Annotated in this window: 42 protein-coding genes and 1 pseudogene; 38 read left to right on the forward strand and 5 right to left on the reverse strand. The window is 48.6% G+C overall.

Going from position 1 to position 25796, the window contains the following annotated elements; translation table 11 throughout:
* Positions 1-2: 2 nt before the first annotated feature.
* The 38 genes and pseudogenes from tusC to EH207_RS18280 all read left to right on the forward strand — a co-directional run.
* Positions 3-362, forward strand: a complete 360-nt coding sequence (gene tusC, locus EH207_RS00605; RefSeq protein WP_137712289.1) for a sulfurtransferase complex subunit TusC — start codon at positions 3-5, stop codon at positions 360-362.
* Positions 363-379: 17 nt separating this feature from the next.
* Positions 380-667, forward strand: a complete 288-nt coding sequence (gene tusB, locus EH207_RS00610; protein WP_137712290.1) for a sulfurtransferase complex subunit TusB — start codon at positions 380-382, stop codon at positions 665-667.
* 130 nt (positions 668-797) lie between these two features.
* Positions 798-1172: a 30S ribosomal protein S12 gene (rpsL, locus tag EH207_RS00615; RefSeq protein WP_137712291.1), complete on the forward strand. Its 375-nt coding sequence runs from the start codon at positions 798-800 to the stop codon at positions 1170-1172.
* 96 nt (positions 1173-1268) lie between these two features.
* Positions 1269-1739 (forward strand): 30S ribosomal protein S7, encoded by a 471-nt coding sequence (rpsG, locus tag EH207_RS00620; protein ID WP_009111198.1) that lies wholly within the window; start codon positions 1269-1271, stop codon positions 1737-1739.
* Between the two features lie 94 nt (positions 1740-1833).
* Positions 1834-3942, forward strand: a complete 2109-nt coding sequence (gene fusA / locus EH207_RS00625; RefSeq protein ID WP_137712292.1) for an elongation factor G — start codon at positions 1834-1836, stop codon at positions 3940-3942.
* A 71-nt stretch (positions 3943-4013) separates the two neighbouring features.
* Positions 4014-5198 (forward strand): elongation factor Tu, encoded by a 1185-nt coding sequence (tuf, locus tag EH207_RS00630; protein ID WP_137712293.1) that lies wholly within the window; start codon positions 4014-4016, stop codon positions 5196-5198.
* Between the two features lie 204 nt (positions 5199-5402).
* Complete coding sequence (gene bfd, locus EH207_RS00635) at positions 5403-5597, forward strand: bacterioferritin-associated ferredoxin (RefSeq protein ID WP_137715217.1); 195 nt, start codon at positions 5403-5405, stop codon at positions 5595-5597.
* A gap of 74 nt (positions 5598-5671) precedes the next feature.
* A complete protein-coding gene (gene bfr, locus EH207_RS00640; RefSeq protein WP_137712294.1) occupies positions 5672-6142 on the forward strand; it encodes a bacterioferritin in 471 nt (156 codons plus the stop codon).
* Between the two features lie 295 nt (positions 6143-6437).
* Positions 6438-6749 (forward strand): 30S ribosomal protein S10, encoded by a 312-nt coding sequence (gene rpsJ, locus EH207_RS00645; protein WP_001181005.1) that lies wholly within the window; start codon positions 6438-6440, stop codon positions 6747-6749.
* A 32-nt stretch (positions 6750-6781) separates the two neighbouring features.
* Positions 6782-7411, forward strand: coding sequence for a 50S ribosomal protein L3 (gene rplC, locus EH207_RS00650; RefSeq protein WP_137712295.1), 630 nt, complete (start codon positions 6782-6784; stop codon positions 7409-7411).
* Between the two features lie 10 nt (positions 7412-7421).
* Complete coding sequence (gene rplD, locus EH207_RS00655; protein ID WP_137712296.1) at positions 7422-8027, forward strand: 50S ribosomal protein L4; 606 nt, start codon at positions 7422-7424, stop codon at positions 8025-8027.
* Positions 8024-8326, forward strand: a complete 303-nt coding sequence (gene rplW / locus EH207_RS00660; protein WP_009111205.1) for a 50S ribosomal protein L23 — start codon at positions 8024-8026, stop codon at positions 8324-8326. The genes rplD and rplW overlap by 4 nt, the downstream gene beginning before the upstream one ends.
* Before the next feature lie 19 nt (positions 8327-8345).
* Positions 8346-9167, forward strand: coding sequence for a 50S ribosomal protein L2 (rplB, locus tag EH207_RS00665; protein ID WP_137712297.1), 822 nt, complete (start codon positions 8346-8348; stop codon positions 9165-9167).
* 16 nt (positions 9168-9183) lie between these two features.
* Positions 9184-9462 carry a 30S ribosomal protein S19 gene (rpsS, locus tag EH207_RS00670; RefSeq protein ID WP_004929772.1) on the forward strand — a complete coding sequence of 93 codons (279 nt, stop codon included), beginning with the start codon at positions 9184-9186 and terminating at the stop codon, positions 9460-9462.
* Positions 9463-9476: 14 nt separating this feature from the next.
* Positions 9477-9809: a 50S ribosomal protein L22 gene (gene rplV / locus EH207_RS00675; protein ID WP_012764045.1), complete on the forward strand. Its 333-nt coding sequence runs from the start codon at positions 9477-9479 to the stop codon at positions 9807-9809.
* Between the two features lie 17 nt (positions 9810-9826).
* Positions 9827-10528 carry a 30S ribosomal protein S3 gene (rpsC, locus tag EH207_RS00680; RefSeq protein ID WP_005970274.1) on the forward strand — a complete coding sequence of 234 codons (702 nt, stop codon included), beginning with the start codon at positions 9827-9829 and terminating at the stop codon, positions 10526-10528.
* 12 nt (positions 10529-10540) lie between these two features.
* On the forward strand, positions 10541-10951 hold the full coding sequence (gene rplP / locus EH207_RS00685) for a 50S ribosomal protein L16 (RefSeq protein ID WP_009111208.1): 411 nt from the start codon (positions 10541-10543) through the stop codon (positions 10949-10951).
* Entirely contained in the window at positions 10951-11142 is a 192-nt protein-coding gene (gene rpmC, locus EH207_RS00690) for a 50S ribosomal protein L29 (protein ID WP_048637248.1), read from the forward strand. The genes rplP and rpmC overlap by 1 nt, the downstream gene beginning before the upstream one ends.
* Positions 11142-11396 carry a 30S ribosomal protein S17 gene (gene rpsQ, locus EH207_RS00695; protein WP_137712298.1) on the forward strand — a complete coding sequence of 85 codons (255 nt, stop codon included), beginning with the start codon at positions 11142-11144 and terminating at the stop codon, positions 11394-11396. Before rpmC ends, rpsQ begins: the two co-directional genes overlap by 1 nt.
* Positions 11397-11563: 167 nt before the next feature.
* Positions 11564-11935 (forward strand): 50S ribosomal protein L14, encoded by a 372-nt coding sequence (gene rplN, locus EH207_RS00700; RefSeq protein ID WP_000613954.1) that lies wholly within the window; start codon positions 11564-11566, stop codon positions 11933-11935.
* 10 nt (positions 11936-11945) lie between these two features.
* Complete coding sequence (gene rplX / locus EH207_RS00705) at positions 11946-12260, forward strand: 50S ribosomal protein L24 (RefSeq protein WP_015841924.1); 315 nt, start codon at positions 11946-11948, stop codon at positions 12258-12260.
* Positions 12261-12274: 14 nt separating this feature from the next.
* Complete coding sequence (gene rplE, locus EH207_RS00710) at positions 12275-12814, forward strand: 50S ribosomal protein L5 (protein ID WP_137712299.1); 540 nt, start codon at positions 12275-12277, stop codon at positions 12812-12814.
* Positions 12815-12827: 13 nt separating this feature from the next.
* Entirely contained in the window at positions 12828-13133 is a 306-nt protein-coding gene (gene rpsN, locus EH207_RS00715; protein ID WP_137712300.1) for a 30S ribosomal protein S14, read from the forward strand.
* 33 nt (positions 13134-13166) lie between these two features.
* A complete protein-coding gene (gene rpsH / locus EH207_RS00720; RefSeq protein ID WP_109491456.1) occupies positions 13167-13559 on the forward strand; it encodes a 30S ribosomal protein S8 in 393 nt (130 codons plus the stop codon).
* Positions 13560-13572: 13 nt separating this feature from the next.
* The gene (rplF, locus tag EH207_RS00725) at positions 13573-14106 is read left to right on the forward strand and encodes a 50S ribosomal protein L6 (RefSeq protein WP_137712301.1); all 534 of its coding nucleotides are present in this window, start codon (positions 13573-13575) and stop codon (positions 14104-14106) included.
* A 9-nt stretch (positions 14107-14115) separates the two neighbouring features.
* A complete protein-coding gene (rplR, locus tag EH207_RS00730; RefSeq protein ID WP_121576372.1) occupies positions 14116-14469 on the forward strand; it encodes a 50S ribosomal protein L18 in 354 nt (117 codons plus the stop codon).
* Between the two features lie 14 nt (positions 14470-14483).
* Positions 14484-14984: a 30S ribosomal protein S5 gene (rpsE, locus tag EH207_RS00735; protein WP_005970257.1), complete on the forward strand. Its 501-nt coding sequence runs from the start codon at positions 14484-14486 to the stop codon at positions 14982-14984.
* Positions 14985-14990: 6 nt separating this feature from the next.
* Positions 14991-15170, forward strand: a complete 180-nt coding sequence (gene rpmD / locus EH207_RS00740) for a 50S ribosomal protein L30 (protein ID WP_137712302.1) — start codon at positions 14991-14993, stop codon at positions 15168-15170.
* 3 nt (positions 15171-15173) lie between these two features.
* On the forward strand, positions 15174-15608 hold the full coding sequence (rplO, locus tag EH207_RS00745; protein ID WP_137712303.1) for a 50S ribosomal protein L15: 435 nt from the start codon (positions 15174-15176) through the stop codon (positions 15606-15608).
* A 7-nt stretch (positions 15609-15615) separates the two neighbouring features.
* Positions 15616-16947 carry a preprotein translocase subunit SecY gene (gene secY / locus EH207_RS00750; protein WP_137712304.1) on the forward strand — a complete coding sequence of 444 codons (1332 nt, stop codon included), beginning with the start codon at positions 15616-15618 and terminating at the stop codon, positions 16945-16947.
* Positions 16948-16980: 33 nt separating this feature from the next.
* Positions 16981-17097, forward strand: coding sequence for a 50S ribosomal protein L36 (gene rpmJ, locus EH207_RS00755; RefSeq protein WP_002227352.1), 117 nt, complete (start codon positions 16981-16983; stop codon positions 17095-17097).
* Positions 17098-17243: 146 nt separating this feature from the next.
* The gene (gene rpsM / locus EH207_RS00760) at positions 17244-17600 is read left to right on the forward strand and encodes a 30S ribosomal protein S13 (RefSeq protein ID WP_137712305.1); all 357 of its coding nucleotides are present in this window, start codon (positions 17244-17246) and stop codon (positions 17598-17600) included.
* A gap of 16 nt (positions 17601-17616) precedes the next feature.
* Complete coding sequence (gene rpsK / locus EH207_RS00765) at positions 17617-18006, forward strand: 30S ribosomal protein S11 (protein WP_002919257.1); 390 nt, start codon at positions 17617-17619, stop codon at positions 18004-18006.
* A gap of 30 nt (positions 18007-18036) precedes the next feature.
* Entirely contained in the window at positions 18037-18657 is a 621-nt protein-coding gene (rpsD, locus tag EH207_RS00770; protein ID WP_137712306.1) for a 30S ribosomal protein S4, read from the forward strand.
* Positions 18658-18682: 25 nt separating this feature from the next.
* A complete protein-coding gene (locus tag EH207_RS00775) occupies positions 18683-19672 on the forward strand; it encodes a DNA-directed RNA polymerase subunit alpha (protein ID WP_137712307.1) in 990 nt (329 codons plus the stop codon).
* A 40-nt stretch (positions 19673-19712) separates the two neighbouring features.
* Complete coding sequence (rplQ, locus tag EH207_RS00780) at positions 19713-20105, forward strand: 50S ribosomal protein L17 (RefSeq protein ID WP_137712308.1); 393 nt, start codon at positions 19713-19715, stop codon at positions 20103-20105.
* Between the two features lie 97 nt (positions 20106-20202).
* Positions 20203-20562 carry a DnaJ family domain-containing protein gene (locus EH207_RS00785; RefSeq protein ID WP_137712309.1) on the forward strand — a complete coding sequence of 120 codons (360 nt, stop codon included), beginning with the start codon at positions 20203-20205 and terminating at the stop codon, positions 20560-20562.
* Positions 20563-20660: 98 nt separating this feature from the next.
* Positions 20661-20864: pseudogene (locus tag EH207_RS18280) on the forward strand (alternative ribosome-rescue factor A); the annotation flags it as partial.
* 86 nt (positions 20865-20950) lie between these two features.
* On the opposite strand, the gene mscL reads toward EH207_RS18280, so the two are convergent.
* From mscL to def, 5 genes are all read right to left on the reverse strand, one after another.
* On the reverse strand, positions 20951-21367 hold the full coding sequence (mscL, locus tag EH207_RS00795; RefSeq protein ID WP_137712311.1) for a large-conductance mechanosensitive channel protein MscL: 417 nt from the start codon (positions 21365-21367) through the stop codon (positions 20951-20953).
* Positions 21368-21462: 95 nt separating this feature from the next.
* Positions 21463-22839 (reverse strand): Trk system potassium transporter TrkA, encoded by a 1377-nt coding sequence (gene trkA / locus EH207_RS00800; protein ID WP_137712312.1) that lies wholly within the window; start codon positions 22837-22839, stop codon positions 21463-21465.
* A gap of 54 nt (positions 22840-22893) precedes the next feature.
* Entirely contained in the window at positions 22894-24183 is a 1290-nt protein-coding gene (gene rsmB / locus EH207_RS00805; protein WP_137712313.1) for a 16S rRNA (cytosine(967)-C(5))-methyltransferase RsmB, read from the reverse strand.
* Between the two features lie 59 nt (positions 24184-24242).
* Positions 24243-25190 (reverse strand): methionyl-tRNA formyltransferase, encoded by a 948-nt coding sequence (fmt, locus tag EH207_RS00810; protein ID WP_137712314.1) that lies wholly within the window; start codon positions 25188-25190, stop codon positions 24243-24245.
* 24 nt (positions 25191-25214) lie between these two features.
* The gene (gene def / locus EH207_RS00815; protein WP_137712315.1) at positions 25215-25724 is read right to left on the reverse strand and encodes a peptide deformylase; all 510 of its coding nucleotides are present in this window, start codon (positions 25722-25724) and stop codon (positions 25215-25217) included.
* Positions 25725-25796: the final 72 nt, after the last annotated feature.

Here is a 25796-nt window from a genome sequence, read left to right on the forward strand (position 1 = left end):
TTATGAAGCGTATTGCTTTTGTTTTTAGTCACGGGCCTCACGGGAATGCTTCTGGCCGCGAAGGATTAGATGCGCTGTTGGCGATGTCCGCATTAACTGAAGAAGTTGGCGTATTCTTTATTGGGGATGGCGTGTTGCAACTGTTGCCATCACAACAGCCGGAAAAAATTCTGATGCGCGACTATATTGCGACCTTTGGCGTACTGCCGCTTTATGATATAGAAAATTGCTATGTGTGCGAAACATCAATACGTCAGCGCGGTATCGACTTGAGTACGGATTGGGTTCTGGATGTCGAACTGCTTTCCCCTGACGCGTTACACGACAAACTGGCCGATTACCATTCTGTTCTTTCATTTTAAGACGGGCGCTCATATTTATGCTGCACACGCTTTCTCATTCACCCTATCACAGTGACATGGATGCGCTTCTACACTATCTGAAGCCCGGAGATGTCCTTGTCTTAATGCAGGACGGTGTGATTAGCGCGCTGGCCGAGACGAAAATGTTAGAACGCCTCCTCGAATTATCTATCCCGTTGTATGTGATTTGTAATGATGCTGATGCTAGAGGTTTGACTGCGCAAATTTCAAACAGGGCCGCATTAATTAGCTATAATCATTTTGTTCAATTGACGGTTCAATATCCGCAACAGCTGGCTTGGTGACGCTGAATTTTTGTATATTTCTTGACTCCTTCCACAGCCAGCCCTAAAATTCTGCGTCCTCATATTGTGCCCTGCGCAAGTATGAGGCGATTTATTACGTGTTTACGAAGCAAAAACCAGGAGCTTTTCAATGGCAACAATTAACCAGCTGGTTCGCAAGCCGCGCTCCCTGAAGGTTGCTAAAAGCAACGTTCCGGCGCTGGAAGCCTGCCCGCAAAAACGTGGCGTATGCACTCGTGTGTATACTACCACCCCGAAAAAACCGAACTCCGCGCTGCGTAAAGTATGCCGTGTTCGCTTAACTAATGGTTTTGAAGTTACTTCCTATATTGGTGGTGAAGGTCATAACCTGCAGGAACACTCCGTGATCCTGATCCGTGGCGGTCGTGTGAAAGATCTGCCAGGTGTGCGTTACCATACCGTTCGTGGCGCGCTGGACTGCTCCGGTGTTAAAGACCGTAAGCAGGGCCGTTCCAAGTACGGTGTGAAGAAGCCAAAGGCTTAATGGTTCTCCGTTAAGTAAGGCCAAACGTTTTAACTTAAATGTCAAATTAAACTCGTAGAGTTTTGGACAATCCTGAATTAACAACGGAGTATTTCCATGCCACGTCGTCGCGTTATTGGTCAACGTAAAATTCTGCCAGATCCGAAGTTTGGATCAGAACTATTGGCTAAATTTGTAAACATCCTGATGGTAGATGGTAAAAAATCTACTGCTGAAGCAATTGTCTATACCGCGCTGGAGACCCTGGCTCAGCGTTCTGGTAAAGACCATCTGGAAGCTTTTGAAGTCGCTCTGGATAACGTGCGCCCGACTGTCGAAGTTAAGTCTCGCCGCGTTGGTGGTTCTACTTATCAGGTTCCAGTCGAAGTCCGTCCGGTTCGTCGTAATGCTCTGGCAATGCGTTGGATCGTTGAAGCTGCTCGTAAACGCGGTGATAAATCCATGGCTCTGCGCCTGGCGAACGAACTTTCTGATGCAGCAGAAAACAAAGGTACTGCTGTCAAGAAACGTGAAGACGTTCACCGTATGGCTGAGGCCAACAAGGCGTTCGCTCACTACCGTTGGTAATCCCTTCGTTGTAGTTATGCTAACCAGGCGGGCGCTTTAAAGTCAGCCCGCTTGTGTTAACTAAATTGAACGCCCTAGGATATAGAGGAAACAAATGGCTCGTACAACACCCATTGCACGCTACCGTAATATCGGTATCAGTGCACACATCGACGCCGGTAAAACCACCACTACAGAGCGTATTCTGTTCTACACAGGTGTAAACCATAAGATCGGTGAAGTTCATGACGGCGCGGCCACCATGGACTGGATGGCGCAGGAGCAGGAGCGTGGTATCACTATCACCTCAGCTGCGACTACCGCTTTTTGGTCTGGTATGGCTAAACAGTTTGAGCCACACCGCGTTAACATCATCGACACCCCAGGACACGTTGACTTCACTATCGAAGTGGAGCGTTCTATGCGTGTACTCGACGGTGCAGTAATGGTTTACTGCGCGGTTGGTGGTGTTCAGCCTCAGTCTGAAACGGTCTGGCGTCAGGCTAACAAATACAAAGTTCCGCGTATTGCGTTCGTTAACAAAATGGACCGTATGGGCGCGAACTTCCTGAAAGTCGTAAGTCAGATCAAAACCCGTTTGGGTGCGAATCCTGTTCCTTTGCAGCTGGCTATCGGCGCGGAAGACAGCTTCACCGGCGTTGTCGACTTGGTGAAAATGAAAGCCATCAACTGGAATGACGCCGATCAGGGCGTTACCTTCATTTATGAAGAGATTCCGGCTGAAATGCAGGATCTGGCTGAAGAATGGCATCAGAACCTCATTGAGTCTGCGGCTGAAGCAAACGAAGAGCTGATGGAAAAATATCTCGGCGGTGAAGAACTGTCCGAGGAAGAGATCAAGTCCGCTCTTCGTCAGCGTGTGCTGAACAACGAAATCATTCTGGTTACCTGTGGCTCTGCGTTCAAGAACAAAGGCGTACAGGCAATGCTGGATGCCGTTGTTGAATATCTGCCGGCGCCGACCGACGTTCCTGCGATCAAAGGTATCCTGGACGACGGTAAAGACACCCCGGCTGAGCGTCACTCCGACGACAAAGAACCGTTCTCTGCATTGGCGTTTAAAATTGCCACCGACCCGTTTGTGGGTAACCTGACCTTCTTCCGCGTGTACTCTGGCGTGGTGAACTCAGGTGATACGGTGCTGAACTCGGTGAAAGCCGCGCGTGAGCGTTTTGGACGTATTGTTCAGATGCACGCCAACAAACGTGAAGAAATCAAAGAAGTTCGTGCAGGGGACATTGCTGCGGCAATCGGTCTGAAAGACGTAACGACGGGTGATACCCTGTGTGATCCAAACTCTCCGATTATTCTGGAGCGTATGGAGTTCCCAGAGCCGGTGATCTCCATCGCAGTTGAACCAAAAACCAAAGCCGATCAGGAAAAAATGGGTTTGGCTTTGGGACGTCTGGCGAAAGAAGACCCGTCTTTCCGAGTATGGACTGACGAAGAATCCAACCAGACGATCATCGCAGGTATGGGTGAGCTTCATCTGGAAATCATCGTTGACCGTATGAAGCGCGAATTCAACGTTGAAGCGAACATCGGTAAACCCCAGGTTGCCTACCGTGAAACCATTCGTGATACCGTCAAGGATATCGAAGGTAAACATGCGAAGCAGTCCGGCGGTCGTGGTCAGTATGGTCACGTGGTGATCGACTTGTCTCCGCTGGAACCAGGTGGTCCGGGTTACACCTTTACCAATGACATCAAGGGTGGTGTGATTCCTGGTGAATATATCCCTGCCGTTGATAAAGGTATTCAGGAACAGTTGAAAGCGGGTCCTCTGGCGGGTTATCCGGTAGTGGATATCGCAGTGCGTCTGCACTTCGGTTCTTACCATGACGTCGATTCCTCTGAATTGGCGTTCAAACTGGCTGCTTCACTGGCGTTTAAAGACGGCTTTAAGAAAGCAAAACCCGTTCTGCTTGAACCGATTATGAAGGTTGAAGTTGAAACGCCGGAAGATTATATGGGTGACGTAATCGGTGACCTTAACCGCCGTCGCGGTATTATCGAAGGTATGGAAGATACGGCAACTGGCAAGACTGTTCGTGCACAGGTTCCGTTGTCTGAAATGTTTGGTTATGCTACCGATCTGCGTTCGCAGACTCAGGGCCGTGCTTCTTACTCCATGGAGTTCTTGAAGTACGCTGAAGCGCCGAACAACGTAGCTCAGGCCGTTATTGAAGCCCGTGGTAAGTAATCCGGGTTTTAACACATTGATCCCGTGCTCTCTTCTCCATTAGAGAGAGCATTAGAGTAAGGAATATCGCCGTGTCTAAAGAAAAATTTGAACGTACAAAACCGCACGTTAACGTCGGTACTATCGGCCACGTTGACCATGGTAAAACAACGCTGACCGCCGCTATCACCACCGTTCTGGCTAAAACCTACGGTGGTAGCGCACGTGCATTCGACCAGATCGATAATGCACCGGAAGAAAAAGCCCGTGGTATCACCATCAACACGTCTCACGTTGAATACGATACCCCGACCCGTCACTACGCGCACGTTGACTGCCCAGGGCACGCCGACTACGTGAAAAACATGATCACCGGCGCAGCCCAGATGGACGGCGCGATCCTGGTTGTTGCCGCCACTGACGGCCCGATGCCGCAGACGCGCGAGCACATCCTGCTGGGTCGTCAGGTAGGCGTTCCTTTCATCATCGTGTTCCTGAACAAATGTGACATGGTTGATGACGAAGAACTGCTGGAACTGGTGGAGATGGAAGTTCGCGAACTGCTGTCTCAATACGACTTCCCGGGTGACGACACGCCTGTGATCCGCGGCTCCGCGCTGAAAGCGCTGGAAGGCGATGCAGAGTGGGAAGCGAAAATCATCGAGCTGGCTGAAGCGCTGGACAACTACATACCAGAACCGGAGCGTGCGATTGACAAGCCGTTCCTACTGCCGATCGAAGACGTGTTCTCTATTTCCGGGCGTGGCACGGTTGTGACCGGTCGTGTAGAGCGTGGTATCGTTAAAGTGGGTGAAGAAGTTGAAATCGTGGGCATCAAAGACACCACGAAAACCACTTGTACCGGCGTGGAAATGTTCCGCAAACTGCTGGACGAAGGCCGTGCAGGGGAGAACGTTGGTGTTCTGTTGCGCGGTACTAAACGTGATGACGTAGAGCGTGGTCAGGTACTGGCTAAACCGGGTTCAATCAAGCCGCACACCCAGTTTGAATCAGAAGTGTATATCCTGAGCAAAGATGAAGGGGGGCGTCATACGCCGTTCTTCAAAGGCTACCGTCCGCAGTTCTACTTCCGAACAACTGACGTGACCGGCACCATCGAACTGCCGGAAGGGGTAGAGATGGTAATGCCAGGGGACAACATCAAGATGGTGGTAAACCTGATAGCGCCAATCGCGATGGATGACGGTCTGCGTTTCGCCATCCGTGAAGGCGGTCGAACTGTCGGCGCGGGCGTTGTTGCCAAAGTTATTGCTTGATCGCTGAAACACTAAAGTTATCCAAAAGGCACTTCGGTGCCTTTTTTTATGCTTGTTTATCTAAATGTGAATTGAAATAAAAACCATTCTTATTTACAATGGAGTATTGATTAAAAAATCGCAGGAAGCGATTTTAAATCGTCACTTCGGTGGCTCCAAAAGTGGCGGGCAGGACAGCCGGTCATGAAAAATGAGTTGTCTGGTATGTATGTTTGCTTATGTAACGCCATCTCTGATAAAGCGATCCGTAATGCGGTTCGTCAGCATCAACCTCGGTCTATGCAGCAGTTGCGTGAGTTAGTCCCTATTGGAACGGATTGTGGCAAATGTATTAGACAGGCGAAGATTATTTTTGAGGATGAACAAGCCAAAGTTCCTGATATGTATGAAGTAGCATAAAATGTAAGGTCTTTCTTTGACTCTCTCTGCTCACCGGTTATACACTTTTAATAACTGGAGCGGAGGAGTGTGTCATGAAAGGCGATAAAAGAGTCATTACATATCTGAATAACTTATTGGGCAATGAGCTGGTAGCAATCAACCAATATTTCCTACATGCCCGAATGTTTAAAAACTGGGGGCTGACCCGTCTCAACGATCACGAGTATCATGAGTCCATTGACGAAATGAAACACGCCGATCGCTATATAGAGCGAATTCTTTTTCTCGAAGGTGTTCCTAATCTGCAAGACTTGGGGAAACTTAACATCGGGGAAGATGTCGAGGAGATTTTTCGTTCCGACCTTCAACTTGAACTAGATGGTGCCAGAGACTTACGAGAAGCCATCGCTTACTCGGATTCTGTGCAGGATTATGTCAGCAGGGATATGTTGATAGAAATCCTGGCTGATGAAGAAGGGCATATTGACTGGTTGGAGACTGAGCTGGATCTGATATCCCGTCTTGGAATACAAAACTATCTTCAGAGTCAGCTTAAAGCGTAATAAGTTGCTTTTCATTATTAAACCTCATGGTCGGACATATCGCTATGTTCCGACCAGTTATATTTTAAATCATTTTCTCCTTTCTGTTGCTTCCTGAACCAATTTGCGTATAATGCGCGAGCTTACCAAAGCTGGGTAAGTCTGATTTCTAGTAAATCAGAAGCTAAGTTGATTAATTAGCTAAAACAATACTCCCGATATGGGGGTTATGTACCGACGATTACACTCCCCCATCAATCGAAATGGGTGTGAGGAGTAATTATTTACGTTTATAAATAATTGGAGCTCTGGTCTCATGCAGAACCAAAGAATCCGTATCCGCCTGAAAGCGTTTGATCATCGTCTGATCGATCAATCAACTGCGGAAATCGTCGAGACTGCCAAGCGCACTGGTGCGCAAGTCCGTGGTCCGATCCCGCTGCCGACCCGCAAAGAGCGCTTTACCGTTCTGATTTCTCCGCACGTGAATAAAGATGCGCGCGATCAGTACGAAATTCGCACTCACAAGCGTCTGGTTGACATCGTTGAGCCAACTGAGAAAACCGTTGATGCTCTGATGCGTCTGGATCTGGCTGCCGGTGTAGACGTGCAGATCAGCCTGGGTTAATCAGGTCATTGAGCGATTGAGAGGTTGAAACAATGATTGGTTTAGTCGGTAAAAAAGTGGGCATGACTCGTATCTTCACTGAAGATGGCGTATCTATCCCCGTAACGGTTATCGAAATTGAAGCAAACCGCGTCACTCAGGTAAAAGACCTGGTTAACGATGGTTACCGCGCTGTACAGGTAACAACCGGTGCTAAAAAAGCAAATCGCGTTACCAAGCCAGAAGCAGGTCACTTTGCTAAAGCTGGTGTTGAAGCCGGCCGTATCCTGCGTGAATTCCGCCTGTGTGAAGGCGAAGAGTTCTCTGTAGGTCAGAGCATTAGTGTTGAAATTTTCGCAGACGTTAAAAAAGTAGACGTTACTGGTACATCTAAGGGTAAAGGTTTTGCCGGCACAGTTAAGCGCTGGAACTTCCGTACCCAGGACGCTACCCACGGTAACTCTTTGTCTCACCGCGTTCCGGGTTCTATCGGTCAGAACCAGACTCCGGGCAAGGTGTTTAAAGGCAAGAAAATGGCAGGCCAACTGGGTAACGAACGTGTAACCGTTCAGAGCCTGGACGTAGTGCGTGTTGACGCTGAGCGCAACCTGCTGCTGGTTAAGGGTGCGGTTCCGGGTGCAACCGGTAGCGACCTGATCGTTAAACCAGCTGTGAAGGCGTGAGGAGATAGCAATGGAATTAGTATTGAAAGACGCGCAAAGCGCGCTGACTGTTTCCGAAACTACCTTCGGTCGTGATTTCAACGAAGCGCTGGTACACCAGGTTGTTGTTGCTTACGCAGCAGGTGCCCGTCAAGGGACTCGCGCTCAGAAGACCCGTGCCGAAGTAACCGGTTCCGGTAAAAAGCCGTGGCGTCAGAAAGGTACTGGCCGTGCGCGTTCTGGTTCTATCAAGAGCCCGATCTGGCGTTCTGGTGGTGTGACCTTTGCTGCGAAGCCTCAGGACCACAGTCAGAAAGTTAACAAAAAGATGTATCGCGGCGCGCTGAAAAGCATCCTGTCTGAACTGGTGCGTCAAGATCGTCTGGTTGTTGTCGAGAAGTTTTCTGTAGAGGCACCGAAAACCAAGCTGCTGGCACAGAAACTGAAAGACATGGCTCTGGAAGATGTGCTGATCATCACTGGTGAACTAGATGAGAACCTGTTCCTGGCTGCTCGTAACCTATACAAGGTTGACGTGCGCGATGTAGCAGGAATCGACCCAGTTAGCCTGATCGCCTTCGACAAAGTCGTCATGACTGCTGATGCTGTTAAGCAAGTTGAGGAGATGCTGGCATGATCCGTGAAGAACGTCTGCTGAAAGTATTGCGCGCGCCGCACGTTTCTGAAAAAGCGTCTACTGCGATGGAAAAGAACAACACCATCGTGCTCAAAGTTGCTAAAGACGCGACTAAAGCAGAAATCAAAGCTGCTGTGCAGAAACTGTTTGAAGTCGAAGTCAATGATGTTCGCACCCTGGTAGTTAAAGGAAAAGTGAAACGTCATGGACAGCGTATCGGTCGTCGTAGCGACTGGAAAAAAGCTTACGTCACCCTGAAAGAAGGCCAGAATCTGGACTTCATCGGCGGCGCAGAGTAAGTCGGAGGAATAAAGAACAATGGCAATTGTTAAATGTAAACCGACATCTCCGGGTCGTCGCCACGTTGTTAAAGTGGTTAACCCTGAGCTGCACAAGGGCAAACCTTATGCCCCGTTGCTGGAAAAGAACAGCAAATCCGGTGGCCGTAACAACAATGGCCGCATCACTACCCGTCATATCGGTGGTGGTCATAAACAGCAATATCGTCTGATTGACTTCAAACGCAATAAAGATGGTATTCCTGCTGTTGTTGAGCGTCTGGAGTATGATCCGAACCGTTCCGCGAACATCGCGCTGGTTCTGTACAAGGACGGCGAACGCCGTTACATCCTGGCGCCGAAAGGCCTGAAAGCAGGTGACCAGATTCAATCTGGCGTTGATGCTGCAATTAAAACCGGTAACACCTTGCCGATGCGTAACATCCCTGTCGGTTCAACGGTTCATAACGTAGAAATGAAACCAGGTAAGGGCGGCCAACTGGCTCGTTCCGCCGGTGCCTACGTTCAGATCGTTGCTCGTGACGGTTCCTACGTGACCCTGCGCCTGCGTTCCGGCGAAATGCGTAAAGTCGAATCTGACTGTCGCGCTACGCTGGGCGAAGTAGGTAACGCTGAGCATATGCTGCGCGTTCTGGGTAAAGCGGGCGCTGCACGCTGGCGTGGTGTTCGTCCTACCGTTCGCGGTACGGCGATGAACCCGGTGGACCACCCGCACGGTGGTGGTGAAGGTCGTAACTTTGGTAAGCACCCGGTTACTCCGTGGGGCATTCAGACTAAAGGTAAGAAGACCCGCAGCAACAAGCGTACTGATAAATTTATCGTGCGTCGCCGTACTAAATAATCTTAGAGGATAAACCATGCCACGTTCTCTCAAGAAAGGTCCATTCATTGACCTGCACTTGCTGAAGAAGGTAGAGAAAGCGGTGGAAAGCGGTGACAAGAAGCCTTTGCGCACTTGGTCCCGTCGTTCAACGATCTTTCCAAACATGATCGGTTTGACCATCGCTGTCCATAATGGTCGTCAGCACGTTCCGGTGTTTGTTTCCGATGAAATGGTCGGTCATAAACTGGGTGAATTCGCGCCGACTCGTACTTATCGCGGCCATGCGGCCGATAAAAAGGCTAAAAAGCGCTAAGGTAGGAGGAAGAGATGGAAACTATCGCTAAACATCGCCACGCTCGTTCTTCTGCTCAAAAGGTTCGCCTGGTGGCTGACCTGATTCGCGGTAAGAAAGTGTCGCAAGCTCTGGATATTCTGACCTACACCAACAAAAAAGCTGCTGGTCTGGTTAAAAAAGTGCTGGAGTCTGCCATTGCTAACGCAGAGCACAACGATGGCGCTGACATTGATGATCTGAAAGTTGCGAAAATCTTCGTTGACGAAGGCCCAAGCATGAAGCGCATTATGCCGCGTGCCAAAGGTCGTGCGGATCGCATCCTGAAGCGTACCAGCCACATTACTGTGGTTGTGTCCGATCGCTGAGACTCTGGAGACTAGCAATGGGTCAGAAAGTACATCCTAATGGTATTCGACTGGGTATTGTCAAACCTTGGAACTCTACCTGGTATGCGAATACCAAAGAATTCGCTGACAACCTGGACAGCGACTTTAAAGTTCGTAAATACCTCACGAAGGAACTGGAGAAGGCTTCCGTTTCTCGTATCGTTATCGAACGTCCGGCTAAAAGCATTCGTGTGACTATTCACACTGCTCGCCCAGGCATCGTTATCGGTAAGAAAGGTGAAGATGTTGAAAAACTGCGCAAAGTCGTAGCGGATATCGCTGGCGTACCTGCACAGATCAATATCGCAGAAGTTCGTAAACCTGAACTGGACGCAAAACTGGTTGCTGACAGCATCACTTCTCAGCTGGAGCGTCGTGTGATGTTCCGTCGTGCGATGAAGCGTGCGGTACAGAACGCCATGCGTCTGGGCGCTAAAGGTATTAAAGTTGAAGTAAGCGGCCGTCTGGGCGGCGCTGAAATCGCGCGTACCGAATGGTATCGTGAAGGTCGTGTTCCGTTGCACACGTTGCGTGCGGATATCGATTACAACACTTCCGAAGCGCACACCACTTATGGTGTTATCGGTGTAAAAGTGTGGATCTTTAAAGGTGAGATCCTGGGTGGTATGGCTGCCGTTGAACAACCGGAGAAACCGGCTGCTCAACCTAAAAAGCAGCAGCGTAAAGGCCGCAAGTAAGGAGAGTCGCTGATGTTACAACCAAAGCGTACAAAATTCCGTAAGATGCACAAAGGCCGCAACCGCGGTCTGGCTGCCGGTACGGATGTTAGCTTCGGCACTTTCGGTCTGAAAGCTGTTGGCCGCGGTCGCCTGACTGCTCGTCAAATCGAAGCTGCACGTCGTGCCATGACCCGTGCTGTTAAGCGTCAAGGTAAGATCTGGATCCGTGTATTCCCGGACAAACCTATTACCGAAAAACCGCTTGAAGTCCGTATGGGTAAAGGTAAAGGTAACGTTGAGTATTGGGTTGCCTTGATTCAGCCAGGTAAAGTCCTGTACGAAATGGACGGTGTGCCGGAAGAGTTAGCCCGTGAGGCATTCCAACTGGCAGCAGCGAAACTGCCGATCAAAACCACCTTTGTAACTAAGACGGTGATGTAATGAAAGCACAAGAGCTGCGTGAAAAGAGCGTTGAAGAGCTGAACACTGAGCTGCTCGAACTGCTGCGCGAGCAATTTAATCTGCGCATGCAGGCGGCAAGTGGTCAGCTGCAACAAACTCACCTGTTGAAACAAGTGCGTCGTAATGTTGCACGTGTTAAGACTTTACTGACTGAGAAGGCGGGTGCGTAATGACCGATAAAATCCGTACTCTGCAAGGCCGAGTCGTTAGCGACAAAATGGAGAAATCCATGGTCGTTGCCATTGAGCGTTTCGTGAAACACCCGCTTTACGGTAAATTCATCAAGCGTACGACTAAGCTGCACGTACACGACGAGAACAACGAATGTGGTATCGGCGACGTGGTTGAAATCCGCGAATGCCGTCCGCTGTCCAAAACCAAGTCCTGGACGCTGGTTCGCGTTGTAGAGAGAGCTATTCTGTAATACAGTAGCGCTCTTCTCGATATGATAAACGGCTCAGTAATTGGGCCGTTTATTTTTTCTACCCATAATCAGGAAGCGGTGTTATAATGCTGCGCCCTTAATTATGGGGCATTTTAATGGCCTATCATGGGTCCTAAAGTAGTAGTTGACATTAGCGGAGCACTAAAATGATCCAAGAACAGACTATGCTGAATGTGGCCGATAACTCCGGTGCACGTCGCGTAATGTGTATCAAGGTTCTAGGTGGCTCGCACCGTCGCTACGCAGGCGTCGGCGACATCATCAAAATTACCATCAAGGAAGCAATTCCCCGCGGTAAGGTGAAGAAAGGCGATGTGCTGAAGGCGGTAGTGGTGCGCACCAAGAAGGGTGTTCGTCGCCCGGACGGTTCTGTCATTCGCTTCGATGGAAATGCTTGCGTTATTTTAAACAATAACAGCGAACAGCCTATCGGTACGCGTATTTTTGGGCCGGTAACTCGTGAACTGCGCAATGAGAAGTTCATGAAAATTATCTCTCTGGCACCAGAAGTACTTTAAGGAGCGAATCATGGCAGCGAAAATCCGTCGTGATGACGAAGTTATCGTGTTGACCGGCAAAGATAAAGGTAAGCGCGGTAAAGTAAAAAATGTCCTGTCTGCTAGTAAGGTCATCGTTGAAGGTATCAATCTGGTTAAAAAGCATCAGAAGCCGGTTCCGGCCCTGAATCAACCAGGCGGCATCGTTGAAAAAGAAGCGGCAATTCAGGTTTCTAACGTTGCAATCTTTAATGCGGCAACTGGTAAGGCTGACCGTGTAGGCTTTAGATTTGAAGACGGTAAAAAAGTCCGTTTCTTTAAATCTAATAGCGAAACTATCAAGTAATTTGGAGTAGTACGATGGCGAAACTGCATGATTACTACAAAGACGAAGTAGTTAAAAAACTCATGACTGAGTTTAGCTACAATTCTGTCATGCAAGTCCCTCGGGTCGAGAAGATCACCCTTAACATGGGTGTTGGTGAAGCAATCGCTGACAAGAAACTGCTGGATAATGCAGCAGCTGACTTGGCAGCTATCTCCGGTCAAAAACCGTTGATCACCAAAGCACGCAAATCTGTTGCAGGCTTCAAAATCCGCCAGGGCTATCCGATCGGCTGTAAAGTAACTCTGCGTGGCGAACGCATGTGGGAGTTTCTTGAGCGACTGATTACCATTGCTGTACCGCGTATCCGTGACTTCCGTGGCTTGCCCGCCAAGTCATTCGATGGTCGTGGTAATTACAGCATGGGTGTGCGTGAGCAGATCATCTTCCCGGAAATCGACTATGACAAAGTCGATCGCGTTCGTGGTTTGGATATTACCATTACCACTACTGCGAAATCCGATGATGAAGGCCGTGCGCTGTTGGCCGCTTTTAACTTCCCGTTCCGCAAGTAAGGTAGGGTTACTAATGGCTAAGCAATCCATGAAAGCACGCGAAGTTGTTCGTGTGAAACTGGCTGATAAATACCGCGCTAAACGCGAGGAATTAAAAGCTATTATCTCTGGTGTGAACACATCCGACGAAGAACGTTGGGATGCGGTTCTTAAGCTGCAGACTCTGCCGCGTGATTCCAGCCCGTCTCGTCAGCGTAATCGCTGCCGCCAAACTGGTCGTCCGCATGCTTTCCTGCGGAAGTTCGGGTTGAGCCGTATCAAGGTCCGTGAAGCCGCTATGCGCGGTGAAATTCCGGGTCTGAAAAAGGCTAGCTGGTAATTGTCACCAATTGAATCACGGGAGTAAAGACAGATGAGCATGCAAGATCCGATCGCGGATATGCTGACCCGTATCCGTAACGGTCAAGCCGCGAACAAAGTTGCGGTCACCATGCCTTCTTCCAAGCTGAAAGTGGCAATTGCCAACGTGCTGAAGGAAGAAGGTTACATTGAAGATTTTAAAATCGAAGGCGACGCCAAGCCGGTTCTGGAATTAGAACTTAAATATTTCCAGGGCAAGGCAGTGGTAGAAAGCATTCAGCGAGTAAGCCGTCCAGGTCTGCGCATCTATAAAAGAAAAGATGAGCTGCCGAAAGTCATGGCTGGTTTAGGTATCGCGGTTGTTTCTACCTCTAAAGGTGTTATGACTGATCGTGCAGCTCGCCAGGCAGGTCTTGGTGGCGAGATTATCTGCTACGTAGCTTAATCGGGAGGAAAGAATGTCTCGTGTTGCAAAAGCACCCGTCGTCATTCCTGCCGGCGTAGAGGTAAAACTCAACGGTCAGGATGTTTCGATTAAGGGTAAAAACGGCGAGCTGAGTCGTAAGATCCATGATGCTGTTGAAGTTAAGCAGGCTGACAACGTTCTGACTTTCGCTCCGCGCGAGGGTTTCGTTGACGGATGGGCCCAGGCGGGCACTACCCGCGCTCTGTTGAACGCAATGGTTATAGGTGTTACCGAAGGCTTCACCAAGAAGCTGCAACTGGTTGGTGTTGGTTACCGTGCTGCCGTTAAAGGCAACGTAGTGAACCTGTCTCTTGGGTTCTCTCACCCGGTTGATCACGCACTGCCGGCAGGTATTACTGCTGAATGTCCGAGCCAGACTGAAATCGTACTGAAAGGTGCTGATAAGCAGGTTATTGGTCAGGTCGCTGCGGAATTACGCGCCTACCGTCGTCCTGAGCCGTATAAAGGCAAGGGTGTCCGTTACGCCGACGAAGTCGTGCGTACCAAAGAGGCTAAGAAGAAGTAAGGTAACACTATGGATAAGAAAGCAGCTCGTATCCGTCGTGCGACCCGCGCACGCCGCAAACTCCAGGAACTGGGTGCGACGCGTCTGGTGGTACATCGTACCCCGCGCCATATTTATGCGCAGGTCATCGCACCGAACGGTTCTGAAGTCCTGGTAGCCGCTTCTACTGTAGAAAAAGCTATCGCTGAGCAACTGAAGTATACCGGTAATAAAGATGCAGCAACCGCAGTAGGTAAAGCTATTGCTGAACGCGCATTGGAAAAAGGGATTAAAGACGTATCCTTTGACCGTTCCGGTTTCCAATATCATGGTCGAGTCCAGGCACTGGCAGATGCTGCTCGTGAAGCTGGCCTTCAGTTCTAAGGTAGAGGTGTAAGATGGCTCACATCGAGAAACAAGCTGGCGAACTGCAGGAAAAGCTGATCGCGGTAAATCGCGTATCTAAAACCGTTAAAGGTGGTCGTATTTTTAGCTTCACCGCGCTGACTGTAGTGGGTGATGGTAATGGCCGCGTTGGTTTTGGCTACGGAAAAGCACGCGAAGTTCCGGCAGCAATCCAGAAAGCGATGGAAAAAGCCCGTCGCAATATGATGAATGTCGCGCTGAACAACGGCACCCTGCAGCACCCGGTTAAAGGTGCTCACACGGGTTCTCGTGTGTTCATGCAGCCGGCTTCTGAAGGTACCGGTATTATTGCCGGTGGTGCAATGCGCGCCGTCCTTGAAGTCGCAGGGGTTCACAACGTATTGGCTAAGGCCTATGGTTCCACTAACCCGATTAACGTGGTTCGTGCAACGATTGATGGTCTGGCAAATATGAAGTCCCCGGAAATGGTCGCTGCCAAGCGTGGTAAATCCGTTGAAGAAATTCTGGGGTAATTAACCATGGCAAAGACTATTAAAATAACTCAAACCCGTAGTGCAATCGGTCGTTTGCCGAAACATAAGGCAACACTGCTTGGCCTGGGTCTGCGCCGTATTGGGCATACCGTTGAACGTGAGGATACTCCTGCCGTTCGTGGTATGGTCAACGTGGTTTCCTATATGGTTAAAGTGGAGGAGTAACAGATGCGCTTGAATACTCTGTCTCCGGCCGAAGGTGCTAAACATGCACCGAAGCGTTTAGGTCGTGGTATTGGTTCTGGCCTGGGCAAAACTGGCGGTCGTGGTCACAAAGGTCAGAAGTCTCGTTCTGGCGGTGGCGTACGTCGCGGTTTTGAAGGTGGTCAGATGCCGTTATACCGTCGTCTGCCGAAATTCGGTTTTACTTCTCGCAAGGCAATGATTACGGCAGAAGTTCGTCTGTCCGATCTGGCTAAAGTAGAAGGCGACATCGTTGACCTGAATACGCTGAAAGCCGCTAATGTTATTGGCATTCAGATCGAATTCGCGAAAGTGATTCTGTCTGGTGAAGTTGCTCGTCCGGTAACGATTCGTGGTCTGCGTGTCACTAAAGGCGCTCGTGCTGCTATCGAAACTGCTGGCGGTAAAATTGAGGAATAAGTAGCAGATGGCCAAACAACCAGGATTAGATTTTCAAAGTGCTAAAGGCGGAGTTGGCGAACTGAAGCGCAGACTATTGTTTGTTATCGGTGCGCTGATTGTTTTCCGTATTGGCTCTTTTATCCCAATTCCTGGTATTGATGCCACTGTGCTTGCCAAATTGCTTGAACAGCAGCGAGGCACCATCATTGAAATGTTCAACATGTTCTCTGGTGGTGCTCTCAGCCGTGCTTCTATCTTTGCTCTGGGTATCATGCCGTACATTTCGGCGTCTATTATTATCCAACTGTTAACGGTGGTTCATCCAGCGTTGGCTGAAATAAAGAAAGAAGGGGAAGCTGGCCGTCGTAAGATTAGCCAGTACACCCGTTACGGCACTCTGGTATTGGCAATATTTCAGTCAATCGGTATTGCTACCGGTTTACCGAATATGCCTGGAATGCAGGGCTTGGTGTTAAATCCAGGGTTTGCGTTCTACTTTACCGCTGTTGTGAGCCTGGTCACCGGGACAATGTTTCTGATGTGGTTGGGTGAACAGATTACGGAGCGTGGTATCGGCAACGGTATCTCGATCATAATCTTCGCTGGTATTGTTGCGGGTTTACCGCCGGCCATTGGTCATACCATCGAGCAAGCGCGGCAAGGCGACTTGCACTTCCTCCTGTTGCTGTTGGTTGCAGTTTTAGTGTTTGCAGTAACCTTCTTCGTTGTTTTCATTGAGCGTGGTCAACGTCGTATTGTTGTTAACTATGCCAAGCGTCAACAAGGTCGTCGTGTTTATGCAGCACAGAGTACGCATTTACCGTTGAAAGTGAACATGGCGGGGGTAATTCCGGCTATTTTTGCTTCCAGCATTATTCTGTTCCCAGCCACGATAGCATCTTGGTTTGGGGGCGGTACCGGTTGGAACTGGCTGACTACGATTTCGCTGTATTTACAGCCCGGACAACCGCTTTATGTGCTACTCTATGCGTCTGCAATCATCTTCTTCTGTTTCTTTTATACGGCGTTGGTTTTCAACCCGCGTGAAACAGCAGATAACCTGAAGAAGTCCGGTGCATTCGTGCCAGGAATTCGTCCGGGAGAGCAAACGGCTAAATATATCGATAAAGTAATGACTCGTCTGACTTTGGTCGGTGCGATGTATATTACTTTTATCTGCCTGATCCCGGAGTTCATGCGCGACGCAATGAAAGTGCCTTTCTATTTTGGTGGCACGTCATTATTGATCGTTGTCGTTGTCATCATGGACTTTATGGCTCAAGTGCAAACTCTGATGATGTCGAGTCAATACGAGTCTGCATTGAAGAAAGCAAACCTGAAAGGCTATAACCGTTAATCGGGTGAGCTTGAGAAGTTACGGAGAGTAAAAATGAAAGTTCGTGCTTCTGTCAAGAAATTATGTCGTAACTGTAAGATTGTTAAGCGTAACGGTGTCGTTCGTGTGATCTGCAGTGCCGAACCGAAGCATAAACAGCGTCAGGGCTGATTATCTCGCATATTTTTCTTGCAAAGTTGGGTTGAGCTGGCTAGATTAGCCAGCCAATCTTTTGTATGTAACCGCAATACTATTTGAGTATCCTGAAAACGGGCTTTTCAGAATGGTATTGCTGTATAAAATTGTAGGAGTGCATAGTGGCCCGTATAGCAGGCATTAACATTCCTGATCATAAACATACTGTTATCGCATTAACTGCGATCTACGGTATTGGTAAGACTCGTTCGCAGGCTATTTGTGCTGCTACGGGAATTGCTGAAGATGTTAAGATCAGTGAGCTGTCTGAAGAGCAAATCGATAAGCTGCGTGACGAAGTTGCCAAGTTTGTTGTCGAAGGCGATCTGCGTCGTGAAGTTACCCTGAGCATCAAGCGTCTTATGGATCTTGGTACTTATCGTGGTTTGCGTCATCGTCGTGGTCTGCCGGTTCGCGGTCAGCGTACCAAGACTAACGCCCGTACCCGTAAGGGTCCGCGCAAACCGATCAAGAAATAATCGGGGTGATTGAATAATGGCAAAGGCACCTATTCGTGCACGCAAGCGTGTAAGAAAGCAAGTCTCTGACGGTGTGGCTCATATCCATGCTTCTTTCAACAACACCATCGTTACCATAACGGATCGTCAGGGTAATGCGCTGGGTTGGGCAACTGCCGGTGGTTCCGGTTTCCGTGGTTCTCGTAAATCCACTCCGTTCGCCGCTCAAGTTGCAGCAGAGCGCTGTGCTGAAGCAGTGAAAGAATACGGTATCAAGAACCTGGAAGTTATGGTTAAAGGACCTGGTCCGGGCCGTGAGTCTACTATCCGCGCATTGAACGCGGCTGGTTTCCGCATCACTAATATTACTGATGTGACTCCGATCCCTCATAACGGTTGTCGTCCGCCGAAAAAGCGCCGCGTATAACGCCGCTTTTAGGATTGTTGGAGAAAGAAAATGGCAAGATATTTGGGTCCTAAGCTCAAGCTGAGCCGTCGTGAAGGCACCGACCTGTTTCTGAAGTCTGGTGTTCGTGCGATCGATACCAAGTGTAAAATTGAACAAGCTCCCGGCCAGCATGGTGCGCGTAAACCGCGTCTGTCTGACTATGGTGTGCAGTTGCGTGAAAAGCAAAAAGTTCGCCGTACTTACGGTGTTCTGGAACGCCAGTTCCGTAACTATTATAAAGAAGCAGCACGTCTGAAAGGCAACACTGGTGCAAACCTGTTGCAATTACTGGAAGGGCGTTTGGATAACGTCGTTTATCGTATGGGTTTTGGCGCCACTCGTGCAGAAGCACGTCAGTTGGTCAGCCATAAAGCTATTATGGTAAACGGACGCGTTGTTAGCATCGCTTCTTATCAGGTATCCCCGAATGACGTAGTCAGCATCCGTGAGAAAGCTAAAAAGCAATCTCGCGTTAAAGCCGCTTTGGAGTTGGCTGAACAGCGTGAAAAGCCAACTTGGCTGGAAGTTGATGCTGCCAAGATGGAAGGTGTGTTCAAGCGTATTCCTGAACGTACCGATCTGTCTGCGGACATTAATGAACACCTGATCGTCGAGCTTTACTCCAAGTAAAGCTTAGTACCAAAGAGAGGACACAATGCAGGGTTCTGTGACAGAGTTTCTAAAACCGCGCCTGGTTGATATCGAGCAAGTGAGTTCGACGCACGCCAAGGTGACCCTTGAGCCGTTAGAGCGGGGCTTCGGCCATACTCTCGGCAACGCACTGCGCCGTATTCTGCTTTCATCCATGCCAGGTTGCGCGGTGACCGAGGTTGAGATTGATGGTGTACTGCATGAGTACAGCACCAAAGAAGGCGTACAGGAAGATATCCTGGAAATCCTGCTCAACCTGAAAGGGCTGGCGGTGAGAGTTCAAGGCAAAGATGATGTTATTCTTACCCTGAATAAATCTGGCATTGGCCCTGTGACTGCAGCCGACATCGTCCATGATGGTGATGTCGAAATCGTCAAGCCACAGCATTTGATCTGCCATCTGACTGATGAGAACGCTGCGATCAGCATGCGTATTAAGGTTCAGCGTGGTCGTGGTTATGTGCCGGCGTCTGCCCGTATTCATACGGAAGAAGATGAGCGCCCGATTGGTCGTCTGTTAGTCGATGCTTGCTACAGCCCTGTAGAGCGTATTGCCTATAATGTTGAAGCAGCTCGCGTAGAACAGCGTACTGACTTGGATAAGCTGGTCATCGAAATGGAAACCAATGGCACGATCGATCCTGAAGAGGCGATCCGCCGCGCGGCAACCATTCTGGCTGAACAACTTGAAGCTTTTGTTGACTTACGTGATGTTCGTCAGCCAGAAGTTAAAGAAGAAAAACCAGAATTCGATCCGATCCTGCTGCGCCCTGTTGACGATCTGGAATTGACTGTCCGCTCTGCTAACTGCCTGAAGGCAGAAGCTATCCACTACATCGGTGATCTGGTACAGCGTACCGAGGTTGAGCTACTCAAAACGCCTAACTTGGGTAAAAAATCTCTTACTGAGATTAAAGACGTACTGGCTTCCCGCGGCTTATCTCTGGGCATGCGCCTGGAAAATTGGCCACCGGCAAGCATTGCTGATGAGTAACCAGATCACAGGTTAAGGTTTTACTGAGAAGGATAAGGTCATGCGCCATCGTAAGAGTGGTCGTCAACTGAACCGTAACAGCAGCCATCGTCAGGCTATGTTCCGTAACATGGCTAGTTCTTTGGTTCGTCATGAGATTATCAAGACGACCCTGCCGAAAGCAAAAGAGCTGCGCCGTGTTGTTGAACCGCTGATTACTCTTGCCAAGACCGACAGTGTTGCTAATCGTCGTCTGGCATTCGCCCGTACTCGTGATAACGAGATCGTGGCAAAACTGTTTAATGAACTGGGCCCGCGTTTCGCGAGCCGTGCTGGTGGTTACACACGTATTCTTAAGTGCGGCTTCCGTGCAGGCGACAATGCGCCGATGGCATACATCGAGCTCGTTGATCGTTCAGCTTCTCCGACAGAAGAAGTCGCTACCGCAGAGTAATCTGTAATAGCATAAAAAAACCGGGGAAACCCGGTTTTTTTATGTCTGAAATAAGCTTAATCTGTGAAGCTAGATCTGGCCGTATAGAGGTTGTGTAATGTGGTTGATTGATGAGCTGGTTGAACGCCATATTGCTCGTGCTAAACAGGATGGTGCCTTTGATAACCTTCCCGGTTATGGACGTCCGTTGGTTTTGGATGATGATAGTCGTGTTCCTCAAGAGCTCAGAGTGGCTTATCGCTTGCTCAAGAATGCCGGGTGTCTTCCGGTTGAACTGCAAGAACGTAAAGAGGCATTAGCGTTAGCCGATATGCTGGAAAGTATTTCTCAAGAGGCGCCAGGATATCAAGAAATGTCGCAGCGTTTACGTATGCTTGAATTGAGGTTACGGCAAAAGGGCATCAATACAGATTTTTTGCACGGTAAATATGGATCATCGCTGAAAAAAAGATTTTAAGTGACATAATGAATTATCAATTCTGACTGTTTTAATCCAAGGTTATTCACTATACCCACCATGCCCTATTTCTATTATTCTAATTTTGAGGAGTAATTATGACTACCTATTGTCATAAACGAGGAAAGATCCATGATAATGCTATCGAAGCTTTACTGTATGACCCAATGTTTCGCCAAAGAGTGGAAGTTAATGTTAAAGGTAAGGGCAGTTATCGCAGAAAAGATAAACATGCCAAGATGGGAAACTGGGAGTCCAGCGGTAAGAAATCGAATGATTATTTACCGCTGGTTTTTTTGTTTTCTGATGGTTTTACTACAGGCCTGGATATGAATATGAGCGCGTCGTTGCACCACGACGTATTCTATAAATCGTTTCTTTCATCAGCTTATAGTTTAGGCTGTTGTTGATCTTTTAACAGATCGCGAATTTCAGTTAATAATTTCTCTTCCGCACTCAGCTTGGGCGGTGTTGCTGGAGCCTGTTCCTGTTTACGACGCATTTTATTCATGAGTTTGATCGCCATAAAAATAGCAAAAGCGACAATGATAAAATCAAAAATATTTTGAATAAAGACGCCGTAATGCATAATTACTGGGGGTACATCCCCTTGGGCGCCACGTAATACTAAGCTGAATTGTTTGAAATCCACACCGCCGATCAGTAATCCTAACGGGGGCATGATGATATCTGAAACCAATGACGAAACAATTTTACTGAAGGCGGTACCAATGATAACGCCAACCGCCAAATCGACAACATTTCCCCGCATGGCAAATTCGCGGAATTCTTTGATAATGCTCATAACCACTCCCCTTGACAAAAGACTAATTAATTTTAACCAATAGTTTAATATTTTCCACATTACCCAAAATTTGTATAAAAAGGCGTATTCAGAAATTACAAAAAGAACGGACTTGGTTGGAATAAGCGTTCTACATCCGGTACGAACTTCTTGTCTGTTAAAAACATGATGACATGGTCGCCTTGCTCAATGTGAGTATTATCCTTTGCGATAATGACATCATCGCCTCGAACAATCGCACCGATGGTTGTGCCAGGCGGAAGTTTTATATCTTCAATCGTCCGCCCGACAACTTTTGATGTTCCTTCATCCCCATGCGCGATAGCTTCAATCGCTTCCGCTACGCCTCTACGAAGAGAGGATACGCTGACAATATCCGCTTTACGGACGTGACTGAGTAAAGCCGAGATCGTTGCCTGTTGTGGTGAAATTGCAACATCAATGACGCTCCCTTGAACTAAATCGACATAAGCCCTGCGTTGGATAAGTACCATGACCTTCTTGGCACCCATCCGTTTTGCAAGCATTGCAGACATAATATTGGCTTCATCATCGTTGGTTATCGCAATGAAGACGTCGATTTGTTCAATATGTTCCTCTGCAAGAAGCTCCTGATCTGACGCATCACCATGAAAAACAATCGTGTCTTGCAACAGCTCAGCCAGTTCAGCAGCACGCTCAGCGTTTCGTTCTATCAGTTTGATGTTATAGTTTTTTTCTAATCGCTGAGCTAAACCCGCACCAACATTCCCACCCCCAACAATCATAATTCGTTTATAGGGCTTTTCCAGTCGTTGTAATTCACTCATCACGGCCCGGATATGTTGTGAAGCGGCAACAAAGAAGACTTCGTCACCTGCTTCAATAACAGTAGAGCCTTGAGGACGGATAGGGCGATCATGACGGAAAATTGCTGCAACCCGCGTTTCGATATGGGGAATATGTTCACGAATAGAGGACAACGCATTGCCGACCAAAGGTCCGCCATAATAGGCATTTACTGCGGCAATGCTGACTTTGCCTTGTGCAAAATTGACAACCTGAAGTGCTCCGGGATATTCAATCAACTTGTAAATGTTGTCAATGACCAGCTGTTCAGGTGAGATTAAATGGTCAATAGGAACGGCTTCGGGAAAAAATAAATGCTCGGACTCACGGATGTATTCAGCCGATCTAATTCGCGCAATTCGGTTTGGCGTATTAAAAAGTGAATAGGCAATCTGGCACGCAACCATATTAGTTTCATCGGAATTCGTTACTGCGACCAACATATCCGCGTCTTCCGCACCCGCCTCACGCAATACACGTGGATGAGAGGCATAGCCTGTAACCACCCGGAGATCAAATTTATCCTGGAGCTGACGCAAACGAACGGTATCAGTGTCGATGACGGTGATATCGTTATTTTCACCTGCCAGATTTTCCGCCAGTGTACCGCCTACCTGACCAGCGCCAAGAATAATAATTTTCATAGTTCATTCTGCCGTATATTCATTGCCGGGGGTTGGACAATACTGGGGTTGATGTCAGCTTTTTACCAGTTTCGCATAAAAGAAGCCATCGCCATCATCGACCCTGGGTAGTTTCTGTATGCCAGGACTTGTTAAATTTCCCGTCTCTATTAACCGTGCGTTGGTATAGCGATTGAGGAAAGCGGTTATTTGCTGCTGGTTCTCTTCCGGCATAATTGAGCACGTCGCATAGACCAGCGTTCCGCCTGTTTTCAGATGAGGCCAGACAGCATCAAGGATCTGTTTTTGCAGTATGGCGAGTTTTGCAATGTCATCATCTCGTCGTAGCCATTTTATATCTGGATGGCGGCGAATGACTCCGGTCGCTGAACAAGGCGCATCGAGAAGAATGCGATCAAATACTTTGTCACCGCACCAAGTTGCAGGGTAGCGTGCATCCCCTTGCTTGACTTCAGCGTGCAACTGCAAACGTTGTAGGTTTTCTCTCACCCGGTTGAGCCTTGTGCTGTCGATATCAATGGCTAGAACGTGAGATTTGGGTGCGGCTTCGAGAATATGCGTCGTTTTACCGCCAGGTGCCGCACAGAGATCGAGAATCTGTTCACCGTCCTGTGGTGCCAGCCAATAAACACACCCCTGGGCTGAAGAATCCTGTACCGTTACCCAGCCTTGCGAAAACCCTGGAAGAAGATTAACTAAACAGGGCGTAGATAGCCGAATGGCATCGGCATAGTCAGGATGGGGGAAAGCTTCAATGCCTTCCCGAGTTAATAAGGCGATATACGCGTCACGGGTATGGTGCAGACGATTGACGCGCAGCCACATTGGCGGGCGTTGATTATTCGAGTCAATAATCTCTTCCCACTGTTCCGGATAGGCATCTTTAATCCTTTTTAATAGCCAGCCGGGGTGCAGGAAATGAGCGGGGTTATTTGCTACACGCTGGATTAACTCATCCTGCTGTCGTTGAAATTGGCGTAATACACCATTGATTAGTCCCTTAAGCTGTGGTCGTTTCATGGCAACGGCACCTTCAACGGTTTCGGCCAGTATCGCATGTGCCGGAATACGCGTGTATAACAGCTGATAGATGCCGACCAAAATGAGGTAATGGAGCGGTCGCTGTTTACCCGTCAGAGGTTTGGACATCAATTGTTGAATACACCATTCTAATTGCGACAATACACGTAGTACGCCAAAGCATAGTTCCTGTAGTAATGCGCGATCTTTATCGGCGATCTTTCGCTGATAAACAGGTAACAGCGTACTAAGTGATTGTCCGTGGTCCAATACTTGTCCTACCACTTTAGCGGCAATGCTGCGAAGATTATATGAGCTTTTCATTCGTTAGCGACTACATGAGAGGTGGGCATACCGGTGATAGCGACCGGTATGCGAATCGACTAGGCCAGAATATTACCGGGTGTAAACCACTCCCGGCGTGAGTTAAGTAAATCCTGTGCTTTCATCACTTTTTTGCCTGCGGGCTGTAATTCGACAATATTTAAAATATTTTCCCGAGTGGCAACCTGGATGCCTTTCTTGTCAGCTTGCAGGATAGTGCCTGGCTGCGAAAAGTGATTGGAAGAAATAACCTCTGCTTTCCATACTTTCACAGGCTGTTCGTCTATCAGGAAATAGCTGACTGGCCAGGGATTAAAAGCCCGAATACAACGCTCAAGCTGCTCCGCAGAAAGCTGCCAGTTAAGGCGGGCTTCTTCCTTACTGAGTTTTTCAGCATAGGTGGCAAAAGCATCATCTTGCGCTTCTGCTGTACTGCAAGCATTGGCAAGCTGTTCAAGCGTCTCTAAAAGGCCGCGTGGACCCAGTTCAGCAAGTTTGCTGTATAGCGTTGCACTGGTATCATTTTGAAGTATCGGGCACTCAATTTTATGCAGCATTGCGCCTGTATCCAGACCTGCGTCCATCCGCATAATGGTAACACCTGTATTCCGATCACCCGCCCAAAGTGCGCGCTGAATGGGGGCCGCACCCCGCCAACGCGGCAGAAGTGAACCATGTACGTTGATACAGCCAAGTCGTGGCATATTTAACACGGCTTGCGGTAAAATCAAACCGTAGGCGACGACAACCATAACATCTGCATGTAACGCTTCGACTAGCCTCTGGCTTTCTGAAGGACGCAAGGATTTGGGTTGATAGAGCGGCAAATTATGTTCTTCCGCCAGAATTTTCACCGGGCTTGGTGTCAGTTTGTTGCCTCTTCCAGCCGGCCGATCAGGTTGTGTGAAAACACCGACAACCCGATGTTTGGACGATAGCAGGACCTCAAGATGGCGTGCTGCAAAATCAGGTGTTCCGGCAAAAATGATGCGTAAAGAGTCAGTCACGGTGTTTCCTGTATGGAAAAATTATTAAGCGCGGCTATTTTGCTTTGCCAGTTTTTCCAGCTTTTGACGAATTCTCTGGCGTTTCAACGGGGAAAGATAATCAATGAACAGTTTCCCGACCAGGTGGTCCATTTCATGCTGGATACAAATAGCAAGAAGACCGTCGGCTTCCAGTTCAAATGTATTTCCTTCCCGATCCAATGCACGCACTTTTACGTGTTCGGCACGCGGAACCAATGCTCTGGTTTCTGGGATCGACAAACATCCTTCTTCTATGCCGGCATTACCGCTCTTTTCAAGCAGTTCAGGGTTGATCAGAACCAATCGCTGATCCCGTTCTTCTGAAACATCTATGACAATAATACGTTGATGAATGTCCACTTGTGTGGAGGCCAGACCAATACCTTCTTCTTCATACATAGTATCAAACATATCATCAACGATACGCTGAATATCTGCATTGACTTCTTTTACTGGCCGCGCTTTTATGCGAAGCCGCTCGTCCGGAAAGTGTAATACCTGCAAAACTGACATATATATTTAGATCTGCGTCTGAGTGGTGAAAGAGTCCTGCCAACTATTCTAGACATTTCCTGTTCCGATTGA

Origin of the sequence: Brenneria rubrifaciens (genome assembly GCF_005484945.1) — a bacterium.
GTDB lineage: Bacteria > Pseudomonadota > Gammaproteobacteria > Enterobacterales > Enterobacteriaceae > Brenneria > Brenneria rubrifaciens.

What these genes read in the sequence shown, in the direction of transcription:
- tusC (WP_137712289.1), top strand. Translation starts at nt 3, where the DNA reads ATGAAGCGTATTGCTTTTGTTTTTAGTCACGGGCCTCACGGGAATGCT.
- tusB (WP_137712290.1), top strand. Translation starts at nt 380, where the DNA reads ATGCTGCACACGCTTTCTCATTCACCCTATCACAGTGACATGGATGCG.
- rpsL (WP_137712291.1), top strand. Translation starts at nt 798, where the DNA reads ATGGCAACAATTAACCAGCTGGTTCGCAAGCCGCGCTCCCTGAAGGTT.
- rpsG (WP_009111198.1), top strand. Translation starts at nt 1,269, where the DNA reads ATGCCACGTCGTCGCGTTATTGGTCAACGTAAAATTCTGCCAGATCCG.
- fusA (WP_137712292.1), top strand. Translation starts at nt 1,834, where the DNA reads ATGGCTCGTACAACACCCATTGCACGCTACCGTAATATCGGTATCAGT.
- bfd (WP_137715217.1), top strand. Translation starts at nt 5,403, where the DNA reads ATGTATGTTTGCTTATGTAACGCCATCTCTGATAAAGCGATCCGTAAT.
- bfr (WP_137712294.1), top strand. Translation starts at nt 5,672, where the DNA reads ATGAAAGGCGATAAAAGAGTCATTACATATCTGAATAACTTATTGGGC.
- rpsJ (WP_001181005.1), top strand. Translation starts at nt 6,438, where the DNA reads ATGCAGAACCAAAGAATCCGTATCCGCCTGAAAGCGTTTGATCATCGT.
- rplC (WP_137712295.1), top strand. Translation starts at nt 6,782, where the DNA reads ATGATTGGTTTAGTCGGTAAAAAAGTGGGCATGACTCGTATCTTCACT.
- rplD (WP_137712296.1), top strand. Translation starts at nt 7,422, where the DNA reads ATGGAATTAGTATTGAAAGACGCGCAAAGCGCGCTGACTGTTTCCGAA.
- rplW (WP_009111205.1), top strand. Translation starts at nt 8,024, where the DNA reads ATGATCCGTGAAGAACGTCTGCTGAAAGTATTGCGCGCGCCGCACGTT.
- rplB (WP_137712297.1), top strand. Translation starts at nt 8,346, where the DNA reads ATGGCAATTGTTAAATGTAAACCGACATCTCCGGGTCGTCGCCACGTT.
- rpsS (WP_004929772.1), top strand. Translation starts at nt 9,184, where the DNA reads ATGCCACGTTCTCTCAAGAAAGGTCCATTCATTGACCTGCACTTGCTG.
- rplV (WP_012764045.1), top strand. Translation starts at nt 9,477, where the DNA reads ATGGAAACTATCGCTAAACATCGCCACGCTCGTTCTTCTGCTCAAAAG.
- rpsC (WP_005970274.1), top strand. Translation starts at nt 9,827, where the DNA reads ATGGGTCAGAAAGTACATCCTAATGGTATTCGACTGGGTATTGTCAAA.
- rplP (WP_009111208.1), top strand. Translation starts at nt 10,541, where the DNA reads ATGTTACAACCAAAGCGTACAAAATTCCGTAAGATGCACAAAGGCCGC.
- rpmC (WP_048637248.1), top strand. Translation starts at nt 10,951, where the DNA reads ATGAAAGCACAAGAGCTGCGTGAAAAGAGCGTTGAAGAGCTGAACACT.
- rpsQ (WP_137712298.1), top strand. Translation starts at nt 11,142, where the DNA reads ATGACCGATAAAATCCGTACTCTGCAAGGCCGAGTCGTTAGCGACAAA.
- rplN (WP_000613954.1), top strand. Translation starts at nt 11,564, where the DNA reads ATGATCCAAGAACAGACTATGCTGAATGTGGCCGATAACTCCGGTGCA.
- rplX (WP_015841924.1), top strand. Translation starts at nt 11,946, where the DNA reads ATGGCAGCGAAAATCCGTCGTGATGACGAAGTTATCGTGTTGACCGGC.
- rplE (WP_137712299.1), top strand. Translation starts at nt 12,275, where the DNA reads ATGGCGAAACTGCATGATTACTACAAAGACGAAGTAGTTAAAAAACTC.
- rpsN (WP_137712300.1), top strand. Translation starts at nt 12,828, where the DNA reads ATGGCTAAGCAATCCATGAAAGCACGCGAAGTTGTTCGTGTGAAACTG.
- rpsH (WP_109491456.1), top strand. Translation starts at nt 13,167, where the DNA reads ATGAGCATGCAAGATCCGATCGCGGATATGCTGACCCGTATCCGTAAC.
- rplF (WP_137712301.1), top strand. Translation starts at nt 13,573, where the DNA reads ATGTCTCGTGTTGCAAAAGCACCCGTCGTCATTCCTGCCGGCGTAGAG.
- rplR (WP_121576372.1), top strand. Translation starts at nt 14,116, where the DNA reads ATGGATAAGAAAGCAGCTCGTATCCGTCGTGCGACCCGCGCACGCCGC.
- rpsE (WP_005970257.1), top strand. Translation starts at nt 14,484, where the DNA reads ATGGCTCACATCGAGAAACAAGCTGGCGAACTGCAGGAAAAGCTGATC.
- rpmD (WP_137712302.1), top strand. Translation starts at nt 14,991, where the DNA reads ATGGCAAAGACTATTAAAATAACTCAAACCCGTAGTGCAATCGGTCGT.
- rplO (WP_137712303.1), top strand. Translation starts at nt 15,174, where the DNA reads ATGCGCTTGAATACTCTGTCTCCGGCCGAAGGTGCTAAACATGCACCG.
- secY (WP_137712304.1), top strand. Translation starts at nt 15,616, where the DNA reads ATGGCCAAACAACCAGGATTAGATTTTCAAAGTGCTAAAGGCGGAGTT.
- rpmJ (WP_002227352.1), top strand. Translation starts at nt 16,981, where the DNA reads ATGAAAGTTCGTGCTTCTGTCAAGAAATTATGTCGTAACTGTAAGATT.
- rpsK (WP_002919257.1), top strand. Translation starts at nt 17,617, where the DNA reads ATGGCAAAGGCACCTATTCGTGCACGCAAGCGTGTAAGAAAGCAAGTC.
- rpsD (WP_137712306.1), top strand. Translation starts at nt 18,037, where the DNA reads ATGGCAAGATATTTGGGTCCTAAGCTCAAGCTGAGCCGTCGTGAAGGC.
- EH207_RS00775 (WP_137712307.1), top strand. Translation starts at nt 18,683, where the DNA reads ATGCAGGGTTCTGTGACAGAGTTTCTAAAACCGCGCCTGGTTGATATC.
- rplQ (WP_137712308.1), top strand. Translation starts at nt 19,713, where the DNA reads ATGCGCCATCGTAAGAGTGGTCGTCAACTGAACCGTAACAGCAGCCAT.
- EH207_RS00785 (WP_137712309.1), top strand. Translation starts at nt 20,203, where the DNA reads ATGTGGTTGATTGATGAGCTGGTTGAACGCCATATTGCTCGTGCTAAA.
- mscL (WP_137712311.1), bottom strand. Translation starts at nt 21,367, where the DNA reads ATGAGCATTATCAAAGAATTCCGCGAATTTGCCATGCGGGGAAATGTT.
- trkA (WP_137712312.1), bottom strand. Translation starts at nt 22,839, where the DNA reads ATGAAAATTATTATTCTTGGCGCTGGTCAGGTAGGCGGTACACTGGCG.
- rsmB (WP_137712313.1), bottom strand. Translation starts at nt 24,183, where the DNA reads ATGAAAAGCTCATATAATCTTCGCAGCATTGCCGCTAAAGTGGTAGGA.
- def (WP_137712315.1), bottom strand. Translation starts at nt 25,724, where the DNA reads ATGTCAGTTTTGCAGGTATTACACTTTCCGGACGAGCGGCTTCGCATA.